Here is a 21,907-nt window from a genome sequence, read left to right on the forward strand (position 1 = left end):
ATGGTGGTCGACGTTGCCGGTGCCGTCGCGGCCGGCTCGAGCCGTCCGATACCGGGTCGCCGCGCCTTCCGACCGGCGGTCTATCTGGCCGCGCTGTATGTCATCGCGATCCTGGCCTGGGGGATCATCCCGTCAGCCTTCGCCGACGGATCGCCGTACGACACGAATATCGATGCAGCCCTTCAAGGTCCATCGGCACAGTACTGGTTCGGCACCGACGCGTCGGGACGCGACATCTTCACCCGGGTGGTGTACGGCGCACGCAGTTCACTGTTGATCGGCGCCGGTGCCACCGCGCTGGCCCTGGTCGCTGCGGTCCTGTTCGGGTTCGCCGCAGGCCTGGGCGGCCGGTTCACCGACGGCGCGATCAGCAGGTTCCTCGAGGTGGTTCTGGCACTTCCCGGTCTGCTGCTGGCCCTGTTGTTCATCGCGATGTTCGGCCCCGGTGTGGCCACCGAGATCGTGGCGGTGGCCATCGGATCGGCGGCAGGCTATGCGTGGATGATCCGTGGGCAGGTGATCGCGGTGAAGGACTCCGGGTATGTCAGCGCGGCAACAGCTCTCGGGCATTCCCGCAGGAAGATCATCACCGGGCACATCTTCCCCAATGCCATGCGGCCGCTGGTCGTGCTGGCCACAATGGGCATCGGCCAGTCCATCGTCTGGGCGTCCTCGCTGAGTTTCCTGGGCCTCGGCGTAGCCCCTCCGGCCCCAGAGTGGGGCGCCATGCTCGACGCCGGCCGCGACTTCGTCTCGACGGCGTGGTGGCTGGAGCTGTTCCCCGGGCTGGCGATCATCGGCTGCACGCTGTCGGTGACGGTGCTGGGCCGCTACCTGCAGCAGCGACTCGAAGGCAGGCTCACATGACCGCCGCGGCAGGTACCACTGCACTGGTCCACGTCGAAAACCTCTCCGTCGCATTCGAATCGGGCCGATCCCGCCGCGAGGCGGTACGCGGTGTCTCGCTGCGTGTCGCCCCGGGCGAGTGCCTGGCGATCGTCGGTGAATCCGGATCGGGCAAGAGTGTCACCGCTCGCGCATTGCTGGGCCTGACCGGCGCTTCCTCCCGGGTGTCGGCGGACCGTCTCGAACTGCGCGGCCGCTCGGTACTCGACAACCGCGACCGGGACTGGCGCCGGCTTCGCGGCAGCGACGTGGGTTTCGTGCTGCAGGACGCTCTGGTTTCACTCGACCCGCTGCGCACCGTGGGGGCCGAGGTCGCCGAAACATTACGGCTGCACCGGTTCGGCAACCGACGGCGCCGCCGCGAACGGGTGCTGGAGTTGCTCACTTCGGTGGGTGTACCGGAGCCGGAGCTGCGTGCCCGCCAACTGCCGCACGAATTGTCCGGCGGCCAGCGGCAACGCGCCCTGATCGCCTCGGCGATCGCACTCGATCCGCCGCTGCTGATCGCCGACGAACCCACGACCGCACTGGATGTCACCATCCAGGCCCAGATTCTCGACTTGCTGGGGGCGATGAAGCAGCGCGGCACGGGATTGATCCTGATCAGTCACGACTTGTCGGTGGTCAGCCGCCTGGCCGACCGGGTCGCGGTGATGCGGGAGGGCCTGCTGGTGGAACAGGGCACCGTCGCCGACGTGCTGCACTCGCCCAGCCATCCCTACACCCGGGAACTGATCGGCGCGGTACCGACCGCGCACCGCAAGGGCTCCCGGCTCTCGCCGCTGCCGGCCCGTCGGATCCACTCCGGGCAGCGCGACGAGCCGCCCGCCGACGGCGTGCTGCTGAGCGCCGACGGTCTGGTCAAACGTTTCCGCGGCCCCGACGGAGTGGAACGGACTGCGGTCGAGGATGTTTCGTTCGAGGTGCGGGTCGGCGAGACGGTGGGCATCGTCGGCGAATCCGGGTCGGGCAAGACCACCACAGCACGGTTGGCGCTGGCCCTTCTGGAGCCCGACGCCGGAGTGGTGCGGCTGGCCGGCGCCGACTGGAGCGGCATTCCCGAATCCAGACGGCGCCCGCTGCGGCGCCGGATATCGGTGGTGTATCAGGATCCGCTGGGATCCTTCGACCCTCGGTGGACGGTACGCCGCATCGTCGAGGACGCGCTGCCGGCCGAGGCGTATCCGAGCGCCGGGGCACGGCGTGACCGTGCCGCGGAACTCCTGGCTGATGTCGGCCTTGGCGCCGAGCACCTCGACAGACGGCCGCTGCTGCTGTCCGGCGGGCAGCGCCAGCGGGTGGCGATCGCGCGCGCGTTAGCCCCGGAGCCCTGGCTGATCGTCTGCGACGAGCCGGTATCGGCGTTGGATGTGACCATCCAGGCGCAGGTTCTCGACCTGCTGGCCGATCTCCAGCAGCAGCTCGGCCTGAGCTTTCTGTTCATCTCCCATGACCTGGGCGTGATCCACCATGTCGCCGACCGCGTGCTGGTGATGAGCAACGGTCGGGTCGTCGAATCAGGTTCTGCGGCAGAGCTTTTCGAATCACCGCGTGACCCTTACACCCGTCAACTGCTCGCCAGCCTCCCCGCCGCCGAGCACCAACCCGCAAGCGGAGGCCTGCTGTGACCCGCCAGATCCATCTCAACGCGTTCGACATGAACTGCGTGACCCACATCGTGGCGGGCACCTGGCGCCACCCCGAGTCGCAGGCCACCCGGTACAAAGATCTTCGCTACTGGACCGATCTGGCCAAGCTGCTCGAGCGCGGGCTGTTCGACGGTCTCTTCATCGCCGACGTTCTCGGCGTCTACGACGTGTACGGCGGCGGTCCGCAGGCGGCCCTGCGGGCCGGTGCCCAGGTCCCGGTGAACGACCCGCTTCTGTTGGCACCAGCGATGGCCGCCGTCACCGAACATCTCGGGTTCGGGATCACCGCGGCGACCTCATTCGAGCACCCGTACTCGTTCGCCAGGCGGATGTCGACCCTTGACCATCTGACCAACGGGCGAATCGGCTGGAATATCGTCACCGGCTATCTCGAAAGCGCCGCGCTCAACCACGGCCTGGACACCATCACCCCGCACGCCGACCGATACGACATCGCCGACGAGTACACCGAAGTGCTGTACAAGCTGTGGGAAGGGTCGTGGGAGGACGACGCCGTCGGCACCGACCCGTCCCGCCCGCACTACGCCGACCCGGACAAGGTGCACCCGATCGGCCACGATGGCCGCCACTTCCGGGTTCCCGGTATCCACCTGTGCGAGCCCTCGCCCCAGCGCACGCCGGTTCTCTACCAGGCCGGCGCGTCCGACCGTGGCCGCCGGTTCGGCGCGGAGAACGCCGAAGTCATCTTCATCGGAGCGCCCACCAAGGAGGTGCTCAAGGAAGCGGTGGCCGACATCCGGGCCCGAGCCAAGGCCGCCGGCCGCGACCCCTACGACGTGAAGATCGTCAACGGGCACGTGGTGGTGACCGGCGCCACCGAACGCGACGCCCGGGCCCGCCATGACGAGTTCCGGCGCTACATCGACCCCGAAGGCGCGCTGGCCCTGTGGTCGGGCTGGCTGGGCAGCGACCTGTCCCGCTTCGACCTCGACGATCCAGTCGCCATCACCGACAACGAGTACCTCAAGTCGGCGGTGACGATGTTCGGCCAAGGACAGTGGACCTTGCGCGACTTCATCGACGCCCGCGCGATCGGAGTCGAGGGTGGCTTCAGCGTCGGCTCCCCGGCACAGGTTGCCGACGACCTGCAGGAGTGGGTCGAGGAGACGGACGTGGACGGTTTCAACCTGACCAACGTCATCACCCCCGGCACCTTCGCCGACTTCGTCGAATACGTTGTGCCAGAACTGCAGCGGCGCGGTGCTTACAAGACCTCGTACAGCGAGGGGACGCTGCGCAACAAGCTGTTCGGACGTGGGTCTCGACTCCCCGAAACCCACCGGGCAGCCCAGTACCGCCACGTCAGTGAGAAGGTCGCCGGATGACACAGACCGACTCCGTCGTGACCGCCGGATCCGACCGGCTGGCCGCGCTGTTCGCCGAGATCGGGCGCGGCACCCTTGAACGCGAGCGCACCGGCGAACGCCCCTTCGCGGCAATCGATCTCATTCGCCAGCACCGGCTCGGCGCCCTGCGGGTGCCCGCCGAGGACAGCGGCGGTGGCGCCAGCCTGCGCGAGCTGTTCAGCGTCGTGATCAGGCTGGCCGCGGTCGACGTGAACGTCGCGCACATCCTGCGCGGCCACTTCGCCCATGTCGAGGAACGACTCAGACTGGGCGGCCAGGAGCGCCGCCGCGTCATCGACCTGGCGCTGTCGGGTGCGATCGTCGGCAATGCGTCGACTGAACTCGGCTCCACCACCATCGGCGAATTCACCTGGCAGACAACACTGCGCGCCGACGGGGCCAACTTCCGGCTCAACGGGACGAAGTACTTCACCACCGGGACCCTGTACGCCGACTACGCCGAGGTGATCGCCGGCGCTCCCGACGGCTCCACCGTCCTGGCGCTGGTGCCGACCGACCGTACGGGCGTGACCGTGCTCGACGACTGGGACGGTATGGGTCAGCGCGCGACGGGCACCGGGACGGCGCACTTCACCGATGTGGAGGTACGCGCCGAGGAGGTGCTGCGGTTCGCCCCACCCGATGTCGGCAGCGAGCCCCCGCCGATGTATCTGTCCGGCGCGTTCTTTCAGTTGTATGTGACGGCGCTGATCGTGGGTGTGCTGCATGCTGTGCGGGCCGACGCGGTGGCCCACGTGCACCAGCGGACGCGCGGCTTCGCCTGGGCGCCCGCGCCGGTGCCTGCCGACGATCCGTTGCTGCAGCGGGAGATCGGCGAGATCGCCGCCGCTGCGTTCGCCGGCGAGGCGACCGTGCTCGCCGCGGCCGACACCCTCGCGGCCGCGTTCGAGGCCGACGCCGCGGGCTGCGACCCGCAGCTGGATCTGGCTCACGAGGCCTCCCTGCAGGCCGCCGCCGCCAAGGTAGTCGTCGACGCATTGGGGCAGAAGGCGGCAGCGCAGGTGTTCGACGTCGGCGGCGCGTCGGTAGTGCGCCAGGCCCATCTACTGGACCGGCACTGGCGCAACATCCGGACTCTGGCGTCGCACAACCCGACGTCCTACAAGGCGCAGGCGGTCGGCGCCTACCATGTTCGCGGGACGCGGCTCCCGGGTAGCGGATACTTCTGACTCCGGCCCCGGTTGCATCCGGCCGGCGTCGGAAAGGACTGTCGCCGTGGCCGCTTGGCACGACCTCACCGGACACGTCGCACTGGTGACGGGAGGCAACGGCGGAATCGGACTCGGGATGGCGCGCGGGCTGCACGACGCCGGTGCCACCGTCGTCATCTGGGGCACCAACGCCGCCAAGAACGACGCCGCCATTGCCGAACTTGCCGGTGACGGTGCACCGGTGCGCTCGCTCGTCGTCGACGTCAGCGACGAAGGCGCGGTCACCGCCGGTCTCGAGGCCGTCGTGGCCGAATTCGGGCGCCTGGACTCCTGTTTCGCCAATGCCGGGGTGGGACCGAAACCCACGAGCATCGACACGATGTCGACCGAGGAGTGGCGACGGGTGATGGCGGTCAACCTCGACGGCGCCTTCTACACCGTGCGCGCCGCCGCCAGTCACATGAAGACCCGCACCGGCGGCGGCTCGATCGTGGTCACCAGCAGCGTCTCGATCAGCGACGGAATGGCCTACTCCACGCACTACGCCGCGGCTAAGAGCGCGCTGGTGGCGATGGCCCGGGCCCTGGCCGTGGAACTGGCCCGCGACGACATCCGGGTCAATGCGCTGGTGCCCGGCTGGACCAAGGCCGCCATGACCGACGCCCTGCTGGAGTCACCGGCCGCGCAGGCCAAGATCCTGCCCAGAATTCCGTTGCGGCGGTGGGGCACCCCGGCGGACTTCGAAGCCGTAGCGGTGTGGCTCGCCGGCCCGGGCTCGGCGTACTTCACCGGCCAGACCCTGGTCATCGACGGCGGCTACACCGTCTTCTGAGTCACCCCTAGCCCGCCGCCTGGTAACCGATGACCTCGTCGCGCTTGAACAGCATGCGGTTACCGAACTTGTAGTGCGCCGGGCCGGCGCCGGTCTTGATCCTGCGCTGCAACGTGGCGGGCGTGATGCCCAGAAGCTGGGCCGCCTGCTTCACCGTCAGCATCTGCCCCAGGATCGAACCCGGGCTGCGCTGCTGGGCGCGCTCCAGAAAGTTGTACCCGCCTCGGTCGCCTGTCACTGCAATGGTCATGTTGCGCTCGCACCTCTCGACACTCGCGTGGGTGTGGCTGTTTGCCACGTCTGCAACGTAGGACTGGAGCGGGGTGCGGCACTCGTGCGCGAACGCCAAACTTCGCTGTTCCGTTGTGGCCCGAACACAACGCGTTTAGCGTGGTCGCTCATGGATCCCGAGTGGGCCCCGGTGCGGGACGACGCCGCAGCTCAGCGGGTATGGCAGCAGGTGCTGCGGCCGATCGCCGCCGAACTGATCAACGGGTCGGCAGAGCTCGCCCGCGACGTCTTGGACCGGATTCGCACCGAGCAACCGCAGCTGATGCCCGAGAGCCAGTTCCTCGAGGGCCAGCCGGCCGGTATCGAGTCCAGCATTCGCCAGTTCGCCCAGATCGTGGAAGCCGGTGCAGATCCGCGCGGAATGGGCCTGCCGGCCGAGGCGATCGCGCTGGGCCGCGCCCGGATGATGCAGAAGGTGCCTCTGGCGTTCCTGATCCGGTCCTACCGGTTGGGGCAGGACACCCTCTGGGAATGGCTGTTCGGGCGCATCACCAGTTCGGCTTCGAATGCCGGCGAGCAGGCCGCGGCACTGCAGCTGGCCACCAGTTGGCTGTTCGCCTACATCGACAGTGCCCTGGCGCTCACCGAGGAGATCTACGAGGTCCAGCGCGAGGCCTGGTTGCGCAGCGCCGCCGCAGCGCGCACCGCCGCGATCGATGACGTGCTCAACGAGCGGGAACGCGATGCCCAGCGGGCGGCCAAGAAGCTGCGCTACGACCTCAACCGCCACCACGTCTGTGCTGCCATCTGGCTGGAGGCAACTCCCGAAGACGATGACGCCCAACGGCTTCTCGCCGACGTCGCGGCGGTGGTGGGACGGGCGGTATCGGCCGACAGCACGATGGCCCAACCGGTCGGCCCGCTGTCGATCTCGGCCTGGCTGAGCCGCCGGGAGCCGTTCGACCCGGTGGCGCTCGACGTGGCCGGCCTGCCGGCCGGTGTGCGTATCGCGGTGAGCGATCCGGGCTGGGGGCTCAAAGGGTTCCGCAGCAGTCACATCGAAGCGAACCAGGCTCGCCGGGTCGTCTCCTTGAGCGGGCCGCGCGCCGCTACGGTGACCCGCTATCGCGATGTCGCGCTGGCCGCGTTGTCGAGTGTGGATGCCGACCAGGCGGTGGCATTCGTGCACCGGGTGCTCGGGCCGCTGGCCGAGGATGACGAGTCGACCTATCGGGTGGCGATGACGCTTGCGGTGTACCTAGAGGAGAACCGCAGCCCCGCGCGGGCCGCGCAGCGGCTCACCGTGCACCCCAACACCGTCAGCTACCGGGTGAACCAGGCCGAGACCATCCTTGGCCGCGATATCGACACCGATGCACTCGAGCTGTCGATGGCCTTGACACTGCTACCACTGCTGCCGGGGCTGACCGCGGAGCTGTGAGTCTGGTGCGGTTAGGACGCCCGGCAAGCCTCGGATCAAACCCGTCCCCACATCTCCAAACCGATTGAGGCAGAGAGCAATACAACTGCAACAACCTGCCAGCCGAGTGCTACCAAGACAAGAGTTGCTTTCACATCGTTTCCGGCACGCAGGCTCAGCGTGGTGTTCACCTGGCGCTGAACCCACATTCGCGTCGCGGTGTCGTGATCGAGCAGCCAGAACGCATTGCTGGTCAATCCTTGCAGGGTCTTGACTCCCGTGACTGTGTACCTGAATGCATAGCCTTGCACGACGATGGCCAGGACCGCCGAGATGATGAACGAAGCCAGTGCGAACAACAGAAAGATCAGCGCACTGTGGTTGGCGAATACGTGGTCCTTACCCGTCACGACTACCGTAAGCCCGAAGATCAAAGTCAACAGGGTGGCACTCGCGGTGAGGATCACCGCGCCCCTGGCCTCGATGCCCTTGCGTCGGTCGAACTCGGCGCTCATCAACGAGCTGACCATCTCTACATAGACATCACTGGCCACCGGTTGTTTCGGCTCGGCGCCGTCAGGCATGTTCAGGCCTGCCGCTCGGGTTGCGGTCAAGTGTCGGCGCGATACCCCGGGTGTGGTCGTCGTTTCCGGGGTCGTCCCAGTCCTTGCTCTCCAACGGCTTTCGATCGGTGTTCACTTCGGGATCACCCTGATCGGCCTGTCCACCGCTGCTGACATGGGTCATGGGCTCACCTCATACCTGAGGACGTGACGTGGGCAGTTGCCTCTGAAAGGAAGACTAACCTGCTGGTCTCGGCGCCACCAGGGTCAATTTCGGCAACGATCCGCGTTTCAAACTCGTCGCAGTGCACCGCCGCCGAGCGCGACCTAACCGAAGAGCGGCGATGGTGAGGCTGTGAAGCTAGCCAACCACTGCCATACATGGTGCGGGCGGAGGGATTCGAACCCACACGCTCTTTCGAGCACCGGCACCTAAAGCCGGCATGTCTGCCATTTCATCACGCCCGCAAGACTGCCGATCCTATCGCGACGCGCGGGGGCGCCCCAAGTGCTGATCGTCACGGCCTGATGAACCCATAACCCCTGGCACGGTACCGTCGTGGTGTGCCCACGACCCGTCGTCACAGGTTCGCGTTGATCGCCTTGGTGATCCTCGCCGCCTGCGGTTGCCTGGCTCTGGGCTGGTGGCAGTGGACCCGGTACGAGTCGACCTCGGGCTCCTTCCAGAACCTCGGTTACGCCCTGCAGTGGCCCATGTTCGCCGGGTTCTGCGTCTACGCCTACCGCAAGTTCGTCCGCTACGAGCAGGCTCCGCCGCTGCCGCCGTCGTCGACCGACGCCGTCACCGAGATTCCCGCCGGCCTCCTGCCTGAACGTCCCACGGCCTCAACAGAATCCGACGACCCCGTGATGCGCGAATACAATGCCTACCTCGCCGAGCTCGCCGAAGCCGACAAGGCCGAGGACCACCACCAGAACAGGACCGCCACATGAGCGCACCCGACACCCCGGAAGCCCACACCCAGCCGACCGTGCCGATCGAGAAGATCCGCAGCGCGCTCAACGGCTACCGGGCGTTGGCGTGGACGACGGGCATCTGGCTGATCGCGCTGTGCTACGAGATGGTGATGAAGTACGTCGTGAAGGTGGACAACCCGCCGACGTGGATCGGCGTGGTGCACGGCTGGGTCTACTTCATCTACCTGCTGTTCACCGCGAACCTGGCGGTCAAGGTCCGCTGGCCGATCGCCAAGACCATCGGCGTCCTGCTGGCCGGCACCATCCCCTTGCTCGGCATCATCGTCGAGCAGGTTCAGACCCGCGAGCTCAAGAACCGCTTCAACCTCTGACCAAGGGGCCGTCGGTCAACTCGGCCTTCTCGGCCGGCCAGTCGTCGGCGGTCACCTCGGGGTCGGTCGCGCCGGGAATGGTCATCGCGACGACGGCGGCCAGCGCCGCGACACCGGCTGCGATCAGTAGCGCGGTGCGCAGACCGTGCAGCGACGGCATCGTGTGACCGCCGTAGCGGATCGTCATCGTCGCGAGCACCACACCGATCACCGCGCTGGACACCGACGTACCCAATGACCGTGCGAGAGCATTGATCCCGTTGGCTGCGGCGGTTTCCGACATCGGCACGTTGGCATTGATCAGCGCCGGCAGCGACGAGTAGGCGAAGCCCACCCCGAGGCTGATGGCGATGTTGACCGCCATCACCGCCGCGGGACTGCCGATCAGCCACAGCGCACCCAGATAGGCGAGCGCGATGATCGCCGATCCACAGACCAAGGTGAACTTGGGACCGCGACGCCCGGCCATCCGCGCCGCCAGCGGGGAGGCAAGCATCATCGCCAACCCGCCAGGAGCCAGCCACAGGCCTGCCTGCACCATCGATTGGCCCAGGCCGAACCCGGTCCCGGCCGGAAGTTCGAGCACCTGCGGGGCGACCAGGCCGAACGCGAACATCGAGAAACACACCAGCACCGCCGCGATGTTGGTGGTCAGCACCGGCCGCCGCAGCGTGGTCCGCAGGTCGACGATCGGCGACGGGGTGTGGAACTGCCAGCGGGCGAAGACGGCGAACACAACGAACGAGACGACGAACAGAGACAGCGTTGTCGAACTCGTCCAACCCCACGTCGAGCCCTTGGAAATCGGCAGCAGCAGGGCCACCAACGCGACCGCGAGCAGCACCGTGCCGAGCGGGTCGAACTTGTCGGGCGAGCTGGCCGGGATGTCGGGCACCAGGAAGTGAAACAGCACCACCGCCAGGATGCCGAGAACCCCTGCGCCCCAGAACAACGTATGCCAGTCGGCCATCTGGGCCACCACCGCCGACAGCGGCAGCCCCAGGGCGCCGCCGACCCCGAGCGACGAGCTGATCAGTCCCATGGCCGGGCCGACCCGGTCGGCGGGAAGCGCCGAGCGCAGCACACTGATGGCCAGCGGAATGATCGGCAGGCTCATACCCTGCAACCCCCGCCCGATGATGAACGGCACCAACGAGCTGGTCGCCGCGGCCATCAGCGAACCGGCCGCCATGGTGCCCGCACAGATCATCAACATCGGCTTGGGGCCGTGCATGTCGCCCAGGCGGCCGAACACCGGCGTGGCCACCACGGCCGTCAGCAGGGTCACGGTGATGGTCCACGAGGCGTTGGACGGGCTGGTGTTCAGCAATGCCGGCAGCTCGGGGATCAGCGGGATCATCAGGGTTTGTGTCAGCGACACAGTGATGCCGGCGGCCGCCAGAACGGCGATCAGAACACCGGGGTGCGTCACCCGGACCGAGTGACGACCCACGCCAGCATCATGACACATTAGATGCGCTACACAAATTGCTGACGGCGACGTCAGCCGGCGAGTGCGCGCAGGGCAGGCAACAGCAAGGTCAGCGCACGACCGCGGTGGGATACCGCGTCCTTCTCAGTGGGACTCAGCTCGGCCGCACTGCGGGTCTCGCCCTCCGGGACGAATACCGGGTCGTACCCGAATCCGCCTGCGCCGCGGGGCCCGCGGGCGATGACGCCGGGCCACTGACCGCGCACCACCGTGTTGTCGTCCGGCCCGGGGCCGTGCACCAGCGCGCAGGCCGACACGAACGCCGCCGACCGTCGTTCCTCGGGTGTGTCGCGCAACTGTGCCAGCAGCAATTCGTAGTTGGCGACGTCCTCACCGTGCCGCCCGGCCCAGCGCGCCGAGAGCACCCCGGGCATCCCGTTGAGCGCATCGACCTCCAGGCCCGAGTCATCGGCGACGGCCGGCAGACCGGTGGCCGCGAAGGCGTCCCGCGCCTTGGCCAGCGCGTTGTCCTCGAAGGTGGCCCCGGTCTCGGGCGCCTCGTCGAAAGCGGGCACATCGTCGAGGGAGACCAGCGTCAGTCCGGAGACTCCCGCCGCCTCGAGGACCCGGCGCAGTTCGGCCAGCTTCTTGCGGTTGCGGCTGGCGACCAGCAGTACGGTCAGGAGCCGAACGCCTTCTTACCGGCCGGCCCTTCGGGCAGCACCCCGGGATACGGCAGCTCGAGTGCCTCACGCTGTACCGCGAACAGCGTCTCGCAGGCCGCCAGTGCCGCGTCGAGCATCTTGTCCAAAGTCGTGCGCGGGAAGGTCGCGCCCTCGCCGGTGCCCTGAATCTCCACCAGCGTCCCGGTGTCGGTGGCCACCACGTTCATGTCGACCTCGGCGCGCGAATCCTCCTCGTAGGGCAGATCCACCCGCACCCGGCCGTCCACCACGCCGACGCTGATCGCCGAGATGGCGCAGGACAGCGGTTTGGGGTCGGACAGCTTGCCCGCGGCGGCCAGGTAGGTGACGGCATCCGAAAGCGCGACGAAGGCGCCGGTGATCGCCGCGGTACGAGTCCCGCCGTCGGCCTGCAGCACGTCACAGTCGATGGCGATGGTGTTCTCGCCCAACGCTTTCAGGTCGATGCAGGCGCGCAGCGAGCGCCCGATCAGCCGGCTGATCTCCTGAGTACGCCCGCCGAGGCGGCCCTTGACCGACTCGCGGTCCGAGCGGGTGTGGGTGGCGCCGGGCAGCATCGCGTACTCAGCGGTGAGCCAGCCCTCCCCCGAGCCTTTGCGCCAGCGCGGGACACCCTCGGTGACACTGGCCGTGCACATGACGCGGGTTTCGCCGAAGCTGATGAGCACCGAGCCCGCTGGATGGGACGTGAAGCCGCGGGTGATCGTTACCGGGCGCAGCTCGTCGTCAAGCCTGCCGTCTTGTCGTCGTGACACGTGGCAACCCTAGCGCGACACCATCTGTGCGGGCCGCGACGGCCCGAGCGTGCGCGGAGTGCACGCTGCAGCGGCGTGTCGGCGTGCCGACACGCACGCTCGCGGATGGAGCGCCTGTCAGTGCCGGCGGATCTCGATGCTCTCCCCGCAGACCACCGCGTGCACCGGGCCGTCGAACTCGGCCTTGGCCTCGCTGATGACGTCCTCGCGCGACGTCCACGGCGGGATGTGGGTGAGCAGCAACTCCCCGACCCCGGCCGCCTTGGCCATTCGGCCCGCTTCGGTGCCCGACAGGTGCAGATGCGGGGGCCGTTCCGGCGCATGCGTCCACGACGCCTCGCACAAGAAGACATCGGCGCCGGAGGCCAGCTCGACCAGCGAGTCGCACACCCCGGTGTCGCCGCTGTAGACCAGCGTCGCCCCGGACGGGTCGGTGATGCGCATACCGAAGGACTCGGTGGGATGGGTGACCAACCGCGGCAGGACGGTCAGCGCACCGAAGGTCACGGGCGCGCCGTCCTCCCAGTGCCGGATCTCGAAGATGTCGGAGAAATCGTCGAGTTCCCCACCCATCGGCGAGGACGCCGCCGCCAGCCGCGACCAGGTGTCGCTCGGGCCGTACATGAGGCCGCGGCCGCGGGCTGGTGTCGGGTGGTAGCGCCGCCACACGAACAGGCCCGGCAGATCCAGGCAGTGGTCGGCGTGCAGGTGCGACAGCAGGACGTGGACCTCGTTGGGGTCGGCGTACCGCTGCAGCGCACCCATCACGCCGCCGCCGAAGTCCAGGACGAGCGGCGGAGTATCCGGCGCCGTCAGCAGATAACCGGACGCCGGCGAATCAGGCCCGACAACACTGCCGGAGCAACCGAGGACGGTGATTCGCACACCGACAAGCTTGCCATGCCGTGGTGGTCAGAGAGGAAAACATCACCGCATGAAATATCGAGAATCACTTCTCCGCGCCGACGTGACGGGCAACAGGTTCGACGCCGGTGATCGCCGGCCCCAGGAAACGCGACGCCAGCGCCAGGAACGACTCCGGGTCACCGGTGGACTCGAACACCCGCGTCGCGGGCGGCGCGTCATGCGGTCGTAGCAGGTCACGTTCGGTCAGGACGCGCAGCAGATCCTTGGCGGTCTCCTCGGCGCTGGACACCAGCGTCACCTGATCCCCCATCGCCAACTGGATGAGACCCGACAACAGCGGGTAGTGCGTGCATCCCAGGACCAGCGTGTCGACCTGTGCGTGCTGCAGTGGTTCGAGGTAGCCCTCGGCGAGGTTGAGCACCTGGCGGCCGCTGGTGACGCCCCGCTCGACGAAGTCGACGAAGCGCGGGCAGGCCACCGCGGCGACGTCGATGTCGCGGGCCGCGGCGAACGCGTCTTGATAGGCGCCCGACGCAATGGTCGCCTGGGTACCGATGACGCCGATTCGCCCGGTGCGGGTGGTGGCCACCGCGCGCCGCACCGCGGGCAGGATGACTTCGACGACGGGCACGTCGTAGCGCTCCCGCGCGTCGCGCAGGCACGCCGAGGACGCGGTGTTGCACGCGATGACGAGGGCCTTGACTCCGCGGTCGACGAGGTCGTCGGCGATGGCCAGGGCGTGAGCCCGGACCTCGGGGATGGTCAGCGGGCCGTACGGCCCGTTGGCGGTGTCCCCGACGTAGACGATGTCCTCGTCGGGCAGCTGGTCGATGATCGAGCGGGCCACGGTCAACCCGCCTACGCCGGAGTCGAAGATGCCGACCGGCGCGAAGCGGTCGCTCATGAGGTCAGGCCGGGAAGCTGGCCGGCCTTCTTGCGTTGCCGCGCCTTGCGCTCCGGACCGGACAGCCAGTACGCGGCCAGCACCCCGGCGAGCGCCCCACACAGGTGGCCCTGCCAGGACACCCCGCCGCAGCGGTCGAGTTCGGGGACCGCGCCCCACAGCACACCGCCGTAGACGAACAACACCGCGATCGAGGTGACGATCCACCAGAGGTGCCGGGTCAGCCAGCCGAACACCAGCAGGAACGCCAGCCAGCCGAAGATCAGCCCGGAGGCGCCGATGTGATTGGTCTCCAGGTTGCAGCCGAGGTTCCCGATCAGCCAGGTGCCCAGGCCGCCGACCACCCAGATGACGGCCGTCGCCCAGATGAACCGCGACATCCCGGCCAGCGTCACCAGGAAGCCGAGCACCAGGGCGGGCAGCGTGTTGGCAATCAGGTGTGGCCAACCGCCGTGCAGTAACGGCGCGAAGAGAATGCCCCACAGGCCGTCGGTCTCCAACGGCCGGATGCCGTTGCGATCCAGCGAGTGCCCGGAGAGTTGGTCGACGAGTTCGATGACGTAGAGCAGGGCGACGAACGTCAGGATGGTCGCGCCGCCGACCTTCCACGCGGGCGGCTTCTTCGGCTCGGGCGCCGGGGTGATCGGATAACCCAGCGGCTGGTTCATCCGGTACCCGCTCTCATCACGCCTCCGATGTCATGCCCAGAGTTGGCCCTCCAGGGCGTCCTCAGCTTCATCCAGGCTACCGGCGTAGGCACCGGTCGACAGATACTTCCATCCGGCGTCGCACACGGTGAAGGCGATGTCGGCGCGCTCGCCGGCCTTGATCGCCTTGGCCGCCATCCCCAGCGCGGCGTGCAGGATCGCACCGGTCGAGACGCCTGCGAAGATTCCCTCGACCTGCACGAGTTCGCGGGTGCGCCGCAGCGCATCGTGCGAGCCCACCGAATAGCGGGTGGTGAGCACGTCAGGGTCGTAGAGCTCGGGGATGAACCCTTCATCGATGTTGCGCAGCGCGTAGACACCCTCGCCGTAGCGCGGCTCGGCGGCCACGATCTGCACACCAGGGACGTGCTCGCGCAGGAACCGGCCGGTGCCCATCAGGGTTCCGGTGGTGCCCAGCCCGGCGACGAAGTGGGTGATCTCGGGCAGGTCGGCCAGCAGCTCCGGGCCGGTGCTGTAGTAGTGGGCGTCGGCGTTGGCCTGGTTGCCGTACTGGTAGAGCATCACCCACTCGGGGTGTTCGGCGGCGAGCTTCTTGGCGGTGGCCACCGCGGTATTGGAGCCGCCCTCGGCCGGGGAGAAGATGATCTCGGCGCCGTAGAGCTCCAGGATCTGGCGGCGCTCGATCGAGGTGTTCTCCGGCATCACGCAGATCAGCCGGTAGCCCTTGAGCCGGGCAGCCATCGCCAGCGAGATGCCGGTGTTGCCGCTGGTCGGTTCCAGGATCGTGGTCCCCGGTTTCACCAGGCCGTCACGCTCGGCCTGCTCGATCATTCGCAGGGCGGGACGGTCCTTGATGGAACCGGTGGGATTGCGGTCCTCGAGTTTGGCCCACAGCCGCACATGCGGGCCCTCGCTGGTGTCGTCCCAGCGCGGCGACAACCGCGGCAGGCCGACCAGCGGAGTGTGCCCGACCGCCTGGAGCAGCGAGTCGTAGCGGGTCAAGGCGTCCCCACCGCACCGCCTGCGACGGCGGGCAGGATCGTCACCGAGTCGCCGTCAGAGATTTCGGTGGCCAGCCCGCCGGAGAATCGGACGTCTTCGTCGTTGACGTAGATGTTGACGAACCGGTTGAGCTTGCCGCTCTCGACCAGGCGGTCGGAGATGCCGGAGTAGTTCGCTTCCAGGTCGGCGATCACCGCCTGCAGCGTGTCGCCGGCGGCGGTGACGCGCTTCTCCCCGCCGGTGTGGCTGCGCAGGATCGTCGGGATGGACACGGTGACACTCATTGGGGCGCCTTTCTGATGGCTAGTACTGCTCGACGATGGTGACGGGCTCTTCGGTGACGACGCCGTCGACGATCCGGTAGCTGCGCAGTTCGTGCTGCTCGGGGTCACGGGTGGAGACCAGGACGTAGTGCGCGTCGGGTTCGGACGCGAACGAGATGTCGGTGCGGCTCGGGTAGGCCTCGGTCGCGGTGTGCGAATGGTAGATGACGACGGGAACCTCGTCGTTGTCGTCCATCTCGCGCCAGATCTTGAGCTGCTCGCCGGAGTCGAAGCGGTAGAACGTCGGGGACCGCTCGGCGTTGAGCATCGCGACGTGGCGCTCCGGGCGATGCGAGCCCTCCGGTCCGGCCAGCACGCCACAGGCCTCGTCGGGATGGTCGGCGCGGGCGTGGGCGACCATGGCGTCGACGAGGTCGGCACGGATCACCAGCACGGCGGGGCTCCTCCTGAATTGGTCAGCGGTTCGACACAGCGAACGCACCGGGCAACATGGCGCGGTAGGTCGGTATTCCTGCCGCGGTCTGGGCGGCCAGCACGCCGACCATTACCGCGCGCGCCAAACAGTCTGCCCCGGCCGCCCCCAATGCCGCGACCAGCTTGGTCTCCGGCGACATCGCGACCGGGATGTCGGGGTCGGGTTCGACCTCGATGGCGCCGGTGGCCAACGCGAAGACGGTGTCCCCGTCCAGCGGGGTGTGGGCGGGCCGGATCGCGTGCGCCAAACCGTCCTGGGCGGCGACGGCGAACCGGTTGCACGCCATCGGAGTCAGCACCGCGTCGGTGGCGACGACCGCGATGGTGGTGTTGAGCGGACTGGACTCGGCGTCCAGGGCGGCGAAGGCGGCGATCTGCTCGGCAGGCGGCGCGACCAGCCCGAACTCATCGATCAGCCGGGCCATCCACGGCAGGCCCGTGCCGGGGTCGACGACGTTGCCCGCACTGTTCACCACGACGATCGCGCCGACGGTCACCCCGTTGTCCAGCGTGACCGACGCGGTACCCACACCGCCTTTGAGCACGCCGGCCCGCGCGCCGACGCCGGCTCCCACCGTGCCCACGGCGACGTCGGTGCCCGCCGAGTGGGCGGCGGCGAAGCCGAACTCGGCGGTCGGCCGGCACGCCCAGCCACCCACCGGAAGATCGAAAATCACCGCGGTCGGAACTATCGGCACCACCCCGCCGTCCATCTTGACCCCGCGGCCCTGTTCCTCCAGCCACGTCATCACCCCGTCGGCCGCGGCCAGCCCGTAGGCGCTGCCGCCGGTCAGTACGACGGCGTCGACGTGACGGACGCTGTTGGCCGGATCGAGCAGGTCGGTCTCGCGTGTTCCCGGTGCACCGCCGCGGACGTCGACGGCCCCGACGGTTCCCGGCGGGGCGATGACGACGGTGCTCCCGCACGCCCAGCCCGAACCGAGGGTGGCGTCGGGATCGAGGCGGTGGTGCTGGCCGACCAGGATGCCCGCTACATCGGTGATCGAGCCGGGCCTCATCGGATCGGTTTACCCATCAGGCCCAGCACGAGGTACTCCTGCAGCACGGTCAGCCACTGGTAGACGTCGAGGTGCCCGGCCAATGGGTGCTCGGGCGGCAGCCGGTCAAGGCCCTCCGGGCCGATGTCGAGCATGGCGCCCAGCGCCAGCCGAACGTCGTTGACGGCGGCAATCCAGGCGTTCGCGTCGTCGTCAGTGAGTTCAAAGCGCGCGCCGTCATCCGGGAGCGTGTCCAGAACCCGTTGAGCCGCAGCCTTTTTCGCATCGATGATGTCCGGCTCGTGCAGACTGCGCAGTGCGCCGTTGAGGCTTTCCGCCGCGGCCGAACCCGCCGGGTGCTCACGCTGCGGCCGGAAGAAGTCGGGCAGCAGCCGGCGCATGGTCGAGTCCTCGGGAGGCTCATGGTTCCCAGTCCGGATGCCGGTGAGCTCGGCCAGCGGATCCGACGGTGCCGCGGATTCCCGCTCGGAGAGCATGCCGTGCACCGAGCGCACCATGTTCTTCAGCAGCGCCGCCTCATGGGGGGCCAGCGCCGACCGGAAACGGGGGCCATCAGCGGTCTCGACCCGCTTCCATTTGCGCATTCGGACCGGACTCAGCGGTCCTGCTGCATGGTCGCCCACAGACCGGCCGCGTGCAGCTTGGTCACGTCGACCTCCATGGACTCGCGGCTGCCCGAGGACACCACCGCTTTACCTTCGTTGTGCACCTGCATCATCAGCTTGGTCGCCTGCGGCTCGCTGTAGCCGAACAGCTTCTGGAAGATGTAGGTCACGTAGTTCATCAGGTTCACCGGATCATCCCAGACGATGGTGACCCACGGGCGGTCGACGGCCTCAACCGTCTCGGTTGCCTGCTGCCCGCTGGTCCCCGGCCGGGTCGGTGCTGCTGACGCGCCCATGCGAACAAGGATAGCGAGCCACCGCAATAACAACCCAATGGCGTGGCAGCCGATACCGTTGCGCTGTGACCGCCGCGCTGCTGACGGACAAATACGAGCTGACGATGCTGTCGGCGGCCCTGCGGGACGGTACCGCCGGGCGTCGGACCACCTTCGAGGTGTTTGCGCGCCGGCTCCCCGACGGGCGCCGCTACGGCGTGGTAGCCGGTACCGGCCGGTTCCTGGAAGCCTTGGGCGAGTTCGTCTTCGACCAGGCCGCCCTGGATTCGCTGTCGTCCTTCCTGGACCCGGTCACCCTGGACTACCTGGCGGGCTTCCGGTTCGGCGGTGACGTCGACGGCTACGCCGAAGGCGAGCTGTACTTCCCCGGCTCGCCGGTTCTGTCGGTCAGCGGCACGTTCGCCGAGTGTGTGGTGCTCGAGACGCTGGCGCTGTCGATCTTCAATCACGACACCGCGATCGCCTCGGCGGCGGCCCGCATGGTCACCGCCGCGCAGGGCCGGCCGCTGATCGAGATGGGGTCGCGGCGCACGCACGAGCAGGCCGCGGTGGCGGCGGCGCGCGCGGCCTATATCGCCGGGTTCGCCGGCACATCCAACCTGGAAGCCAACCGGCGCTTTCGCGTGCCCGCCCTGGGCACCAGCGCGCACGCGTTCACGATGCTGCACACCACTGCGTCCGGACCTGATGAGCCTGCCGCGTTCCGGGCCCAGGTCGAGGCACTGGGAGTCGACACCACGCTGCTGGTCGACACCTACGACGTGACCGCCGGCGTGGCCAATGCGATCGCCGTCGCGGGCCCCGGCCTGGGGTCGGTACGGATCGACTCCGGCGATCTCGGGGTGCTGGCCCGCCAGGTGCGCGAGCAACTCGACGGACTCGGCGCCACCGGCACCCGGATCGTGGTGTCGGGCGATCTCGACGAGTACTCGATCGCCGCGCTGCGGGCCGATCCCGTCGACAGCTACGGGGTGGGCACCTCGGTGGTCACCGGTTCCGGTGCGCCGACGGCGAGCATGGTCTACAAGCTGGTCGAGGTCGACGGGATCCCGGTGCAGAAGCGCAGCAGCCACAAGGAATCCCACGGTGGCCGCAAAGCCGCGACGCGGCTGTCCCGGCCGAGCGGGACGATCACCGAAGAGGTGGTGCATCCCGTCGACGAGCCACCAGCGGCAGCGGAGCCGTCGCGACAGCTGACCGTTGCGCTGGTGCGCAACGGAAAGCCCTTGGCGACAACGGGTTTGGATGCAGCTCGCGATCTGGTCGCGGCCGGGCTGCGTAGCCTGCCCTGGGAAGGCCTCGCGCTGTCACAGGGTGAGCCGGCGATTCCCACCCGCCAGGTGCCGGTGCGGCATCGGTGAGCGCTGAGGAACTGCCGCCGGTCGCCGAGCTGCTGGAGACCGCGGTGGCCGGACTCGGCGGCAGCCAGCGGCCCGGTCAGGTGCAGATGGCCGAGGCGGTGGCACATGCGCTGGAGTCCGGTGAGCATCTGGCCGTCCAGGCCGGCACCGGCACCGGCAAGTCACTGGCCTATCTGATCCCGGCGATCGCGCGCGCCATCTCCGAGGAGAAGCCGGTGGTGGTGTCCACCGCGACCATCGCCCTGCAACGCCAGCTCGTCGACCGCGATCTGCCCCGCCTCGTCGACTCACTAGCCGGGGTGTTGCCGCGTCGGCCCACGTTCGCACTGCTCAAGGGCCGGCGGAACTACCTGTGCCTGAACAAGATTCACGGCGCCGACGACCGCGACTCCGAAGCCGGTGACGGCCCGCAGGAAGAGTTGTTCGAGCCGCTGGCCGCATCGGCTCTGGGCCGTGACGTGGCGCGGTTGACGGCGTGGGCCTCGAAGACCGAGACCGGCGACCGCGACGAGCTGACGCCGGGGGTTCCCGAACGATCCTGGTCGCAGGTCAGCGTCTCGGCCCGGGAATGCCTCGGGATGGCCCGCTGCCCCTACGGCGCGGACTGTTTCTCGGAGAAGGCGCGCGGTGTGGCCGGCAACGCCGACGTCGTCGTCACCAACCACGCCCTGCTGGCGATCGACGCGATCGCCGAGGCGTCGGTGCTGCCCGAGCACGAGTACGTCATCGTCGACGAGGCGCACGAACTCGTCGACCGGGTGACGTCGGTGGCCACCGGCGAGCTGACGCCGGCCCCGCTCGGTGTTGCGGCACGGCGCATCGGCCGGCTGGTGCGTCCGGAGTTGAGCGAGCGGTTGGAGGCGGCGGTCGCGACGTTCTCCTCGGCCATCCACGACGGCACCCCGGGCCGGATGGATTTCCTCGACGACGAGCTGGCCACCTATCTGACGGCACTGCGTGACGCGGCCAACTCGGCGCGCTCCGATATCGACCCGTCCCCGAAGGATCCGAAGGCGGCTGCCGCCCGCACCGAGGCGATCGCCGCGCTGACCGAGATCGGCGACACCGCGGCACGAGTACTGGACTCGTTCGTCCCGGCGATACCGGACCGCACCGACGTGGTGTGGCTCGATCATGAGGACTTGGCGGCGAGCAGGAGCGGAGCGACCCGGGGATCGGGTGGCGGATCTCTTCGACCGGTCTTGCGGGTGGCCCCGCTGTCGGTGTCGGGCCTGCTGCGCGGCCGGTTGTTCGACACCTCCACCGCGGTCCTGACGTCGGCGACGCTGAGCATCGGCGGATCGTTCGAGGCGATGGCCCGGTCGTGGGGTCTGGCCGACGGCCCCGCCTGGAAGGGCCTGGACGTCGGGTCACCGTTCGAACACGCCAAGTCCGGAATCCTCTACATCGCCGCGCACCTGCCCCCGCCCGGCCGGGAGGGCACCGGCACCGATGCCCAACTCGACGAGATCGCCGGACTCATCGAGGCCGCCGGCGGGCGGACGCTGGGGCTGTTCTCCTCGATGCGCGCGGCCAAAGCCGCCGCCGAGGCGATGCGGGCCCGTCTGGACACCCCGATCCTGTGTCAAGGCGAGGACAACACCGCGGCGCTGGTCGCGAAGTTCACCGCCGATCCGGAGACCTCACTGTTCGGCACGCTGTCGCTGTGGCAGGGGGTCGACGTTCCCGGGCCGTCGCTGTCGCTGGTCCTGATCGACCGGATCCCGTTCCCGCGGCCCGACGATCCGCTGCTGACCGCACGCCAGCGCGCCGTCGCGGCCCGCGGCGGCAACGGCTTCATGGCGGTCGCCGCCGCGCACGCCGCCCTGCTGCTGGCCCAGGGTGCGGGCCGGTTGTTGCGCCGCGCCGAAGACCGCGGTGTGGTCGCGGTGCTGGACTCCCGGATGGCCACCGCCCGTTACGGCGGCTACCTGCGCGCATCGCTGCCGCCGTTCTGGACCACCACCGACCCCGAGCGCGCCAAACAAGCACTTCAACGGTTGCGCGGCGACGTCGCCCGCTGAATTGGGATCGGTAGAGCCCGGCAACCACACTATTGTTGGAGCGAAATTCCCACTGATCCCCG

General features: G+C 68.6%; 25 protein-coding genes and 1 tRNA gene. 10 read left to right on the forward strand and 16 right to left on the reverse strand.

All coding sequences use genetic code 11. From position 1 onward, the window contains the following. The 5 genes from OG976_RS05620 to OG976_RS05640 are packed head-to-tail and all read left to right on the forward strand — an operon-like array spanning nucleotide 1 to nucleotide 5,926. Nucleotides 1–867 (forward strand): ABC transporter permease, encoded by an 867-nt coding sequence (locus OG976_RS05620; protein ID WP_328363188.1) that lies wholly within the window; start codon nucleotides 1–3, stop codon nucleotides 865–867. Further along, the gene (locus OG976_RS05625) at nucleotides 864–2,534 is read left to right on the forward strand and encodes an ABC transporter ATP-binding protein (protein ID WP_328359022.1); all 1,671 of its coding nucleotides are present in this window, start codon (nucleotides 864–866) and stop codon (nucleotides 2,532–2,534) included. The genes OG976_RS05620 and OG976_RS05625 overlap by 4 nt, the downstream gene beginning before the upstream one ends. Beyond that, complete coding sequence (locus tag OG976_RS05630) at nucleotides 2,531–3,901, forward strand: LLM class flavin-dependent oxidoreductase (protein WP_328359025.1); 1,371 nt, start codon at nucleotides 2,531–2,533, stop codon at nucleotides 3,899–3,901. Before OG976_RS05625 ends, OG976_RS05630 begins: the two co-directional genes overlap by 4 nt. Next, a complete protein-coding gene (locus tag OG976_RS05635) occupies nucleotides 3,898–5,112 on the forward strand; it encodes an acyl-CoA dehydrogenase family protein (protein ID WP_328359028.1) in 1,215 nt (404 codons plus the stop codon). Before OG976_RS05630 ends, OG976_RS05635 begins: the two co-directional genes overlap by 4 nt. A 46-nt stretch (nucleotides 5,113–5,158) precedes the next feature. Further along, nucleotides 5,159–5,926: an SDR family NAD(P)-dependent oxidoreductase gene (locus OG976_RS05640; RefSeq protein ID WP_328359031.1), complete on the forward strand. Its 768-nt coding sequence runs from the start codon at nucleotides 5,159–5,161 to the stop codon at nucleotides 5,924–5,926. A gap of 7 nt (nucleotides 5,927–5,933) precedes the next feature. On the opposite strand, the gene OG976_RS05645 is transcribed toward OG976_RS05640, so the two are convergent. Next, entirely contained in the window at nucleotides 5,934–6,176 is a 243-nt protein-coding gene (locus OG976_RS05645; RefSeq protein ID WP_328359033.1) for a helix-turn-helix transcriptional regulator, read from the reverse strand. A 150-nt stretch (nucleotides 6,177–6,326) separates the two neighbouring features. Here OG976_RS05645 and OG976_RS05650 point away from each other — a divergent pair, with 150 nt between their 5' ends. Beyond that, a complete protein-coding gene (locus OG976_RS05650) occupies nucleotides 6,327–7,598 on the forward strand; it encodes a PucR family transcriptional regulator (protein ID WP_328359036.1) in 1,272 nt (423 codons plus the stop codon). 35 nt (nucleotides 7,599–7,633) lie between these two features. On the opposite strand, the gene OG976_RS05655 is transcribed toward OG976_RS05650, so the two are convergent. The 3 genes from OG976_RS05655 to OG976_RS05665 all read right to left on the reverse strand — a co-directional run bounded on the left by OG976_RS05655 (nucleotide 7,634) and on the right by OG976_RS05665 (nucleotide 8,608). Next, on the reverse strand, nucleotides 7,634–8,161 hold the full coding sequence (locus OG976_RS05655) for a hypothetical protein (protein ID WP_328359039.1): 528 nt from the start codon (nucleotides 8,159–8,161) through the stop codon (nucleotides 7,634–7,636). Continuing rightward, nucleotides 8,154–8,324: a hypothetical protein gene (locus OG976_RS05660; protein ID WP_328359042.1), complete on the reverse strand. Its 171-nt coding sequence runs from the start codon at nucleotides 8,322–8,324 to the stop codon at nucleotides 8,154–8,156. The genes OG976_RS05655 and OG976_RS05660 overlap by 8 nt, the downstream gene beginning before the upstream one ends. A gap of 198 nt (nucleotides 8,325–8,522) precedes the next feature. Continuing rightward, nucleotides 8,523–8,608, reverse strand: a tRNA-Leu gene (locus tag OG976_RS05665). 96 nt (nucleotides 8,609–8,704) lie between these two features. Here OG976_RS05665 and OG976_RS05670 point away from each other — a divergent pair. Both OG976_RS05670 and OG976_RS05675 read left to right on the forward strand, forming a co-directional pair. Then, nucleotides 8,705–9,094, forward strand: coding sequence for a hypothetical protein (locus OG976_RS05670; RefSeq protein ID WP_328359045.1), 390 nt, complete (start codon nucleotides 8,705–8,707; stop codon nucleotides 9,092–9,094). Further along, nucleotides 9,091–9,450 carry a DUF3817 domain-containing protein gene (locus OG976_RS05675; protein ID WP_328359048.1) on the forward strand — a complete coding sequence of 120 codons (360 nt, stop codon included), beginning with the start codon at nucleotides 9,091–9,093 and terminating at the stop codon, nucleotides 9,448–9,450. The genes OG976_RS05670 and OG976_RS05675 overlap by 4 nt, the downstream gene beginning before the upstream one ends. Here OG976_RS05675 and OG976_RS05680 read toward each other — a convergent pair. The 12 genes from OG976_RS05680 to clpS all read right to left on the reverse strand — a co-directional run bounded on the left by OG976_RS05680 (nucleotide 9,440) and on the right by clpS (nucleotide 18,460). Continuing rightward, a complete protein-coding gene (locus OG976_RS05680; RefSeq protein ID WP_328359051.1) occupies nucleotides 9,440–10,903 on the reverse strand; it encodes an MFS transporter in 1,464 nt (487 codons plus the stop codon). The genes OG976_RS05675 and OG976_RS05680 overlap by 11 nt on opposite strands. A 50-nt stretch (nucleotides 10,904–10,953) precedes the next feature. After that, nucleotides 10,954–11,565: an RdgB/HAM1 family non-canonical purine NTP pyrophosphatase gene (gene rdgB / locus OG976_RS05685; protein ID WP_328363190.1), complete on the reverse strand. Its 612-nt coding sequence runs from the start codon at nucleotides 11,563–11,565 to the stop codon at nucleotides 10,954–10,956. Then, nucleotides 11,562–12,341: a ribonuclease PH gene (gene rph, locus OG976_RS05690; RefSeq protein ID WP_328359054.1), complete on the reverse strand. Its 780-nt coding sequence runs from the start codon at nucleotides 12,339–12,341 to the stop codon at nucleotides 11,562–11,564. Before rph ends, rdgB begins: the two co-directional genes overlap by 4 nt. Nucleotides 12,342–12,458: 117 nt before the next feature. Beyond that, nucleotides 12,459–13,226, reverse strand: a complete 768-nt coding sequence (locus OG976_RS05695; RefSeq protein WP_328359057.1) for a cyclic nucleotide-degrading phosphodiesterase — start codon at nucleotides 13,224–13,226, stop codon at nucleotides 12,459–12,461. 64 nt (nucleotides 13,227–13,290) lie between these two features. Next, nucleotides 13,291–14,112 (reverse strand): glutamate racemase, encoded by an 822-nt coding sequence (gene murI / locus OG976_RS05700; protein ID WP_328359060.1) that lies wholly within the window; start codon nucleotides 14,110–14,112, stop codon nucleotides 13,291–13,293. After that, nucleotides 14,109–14,780 (reverse strand): rhomboid family intramembrane serine protease, encoded by a 672-nt coding sequence (locus tag OG976_RS05705; protein WP_328359063.1) that lies wholly within the window; start codon nucleotides 14,778–14,780, stop codon nucleotides 14,109–14,111. Before OG976_RS05705 ends, murI begins: the two co-directional genes overlap by 4 nt. Before the next feature lie 30 nt (nucleotides 14,781–14,810). Continuing rightward, nucleotides 14,811–15,782 carry a PLP-dependent cysteine synthase family protein gene (locus OG976_RS05710; protein ID WP_328359066.1) on the reverse strand — a complete coding sequence of 324 codons (972 nt, stop codon included), beginning with the start codon at nucleotides 15,780–15,782 and terminating at the stop codon, nucleotides 14,811–14,813. Next, entirely contained in the window at nucleotides 15,779–16,066 is a 288-nt protein-coding gene (locus tag OG976_RS05715; protein ID WP_328359069.1) for a MoaD/ThiS family protein, read from the reverse strand. The genes OG976_RS05710 and OG976_RS05715 overlap by 4 nt, the downstream gene beginning before the upstream one ends. A gap of 19 nt (nucleotides 16,067–16,085) precedes the next feature. Then, the gene (locus tag OG976_RS05720) at nucleotides 16,086–16,499 is read right to left on the reverse strand and encodes a M67 family metallopeptidase (protein ID WP_328359072.1); all 414 of its coding nucleotides are present in this window, start codon (nucleotides 16,497–16,499) and stop codon (nucleotides 16,086–16,088) included. A gap of 22 nt (nucleotides 16,500–16,521) precedes the next feature. Further along, on the reverse strand, nucleotides 16,522–17,559 hold the full coding sequence (locus OG976_RS05725; RefSeq protein ID WP_328359075.1) for a P1 family peptidase: 1,038 nt from the start codon (nucleotides 17,557–17,559) through the stop codon (nucleotides 16,522–16,524). Further along, nucleotides 17,556–18,143 carry an oxidative stress transcriptional regulator AosR gene (aosR, locus tag OG976_RS05730; protein WP_328359078.1) on the reverse strand — a complete coding sequence of 196 codons (588 nt, stop codon included), beginning with the start codon at nucleotides 18,141–18,143 and terminating at the stop codon, nucleotides 17,556–17,558. Before aosR ends, OG976_RS05725 begins: the two co-directional genes overlap by 4 nt. Nucleotides 18,144–18,154: 11 nt before the next feature. Further along, on the reverse strand, nucleotides 18,155–18,460 hold the full coding sequence (gene clpS / locus OG976_RS05735; RefSeq protein WP_328359081.1) for an ATP-dependent Clp protease adapter ClpS: 306 nt from the start codon (nucleotides 18,458–18,460) through the stop codon (nucleotides 18,155–18,157). 26 nt (nucleotides 18,461–18,486) lie between these two features. Here clpS and OG976_RS05740 point away from each other — a divergent pair, with 26 nt between their 5' ends. Together OG976_RS05740 and OG976_RS05745 are read left to right on the forward strand one after the other, a co-directional pair. Further along, on the forward strand, nucleotides 18,487–19,821 hold the full coding sequence (locus OG976_RS05740) for a nicotinate phosphoribosyltransferase (RefSeq protein ID WP_328363192.1): 1,335 nt from the start codon (nucleotides 18,487–18,489) through the stop codon (nucleotides 19,819–19,821). Further along, nucleotides 19,818–21,845 carry an ATP-dependent DNA helicase gene (locus tag OG976_RS05745; protein ID WP_328359083.1) on the forward strand — a complete coding sequence of 676 codons (2,028 nt, stop codon included), beginning with the start codon at nucleotides 19,818–19,820 and terminating at the stop codon, nucleotides 21,843–21,845. The genes OG976_RS05740 and OG976_RS05745 overlap by 4 nt, the downstream gene beginning before the upstream one ends. Nucleotides 21,846–21,907 lie beyond the last annotated feature (62 nt).

Origin of the sequence: Mycobacterium sp. NBC_00419 (assembly GCF_036023875.1) — a bacterium.
Lineage (GTDB): Bacteria > Actinomycetota > Actinomycetes > Mycobacteriales > Mycobacteriaceae > Mycobacterium.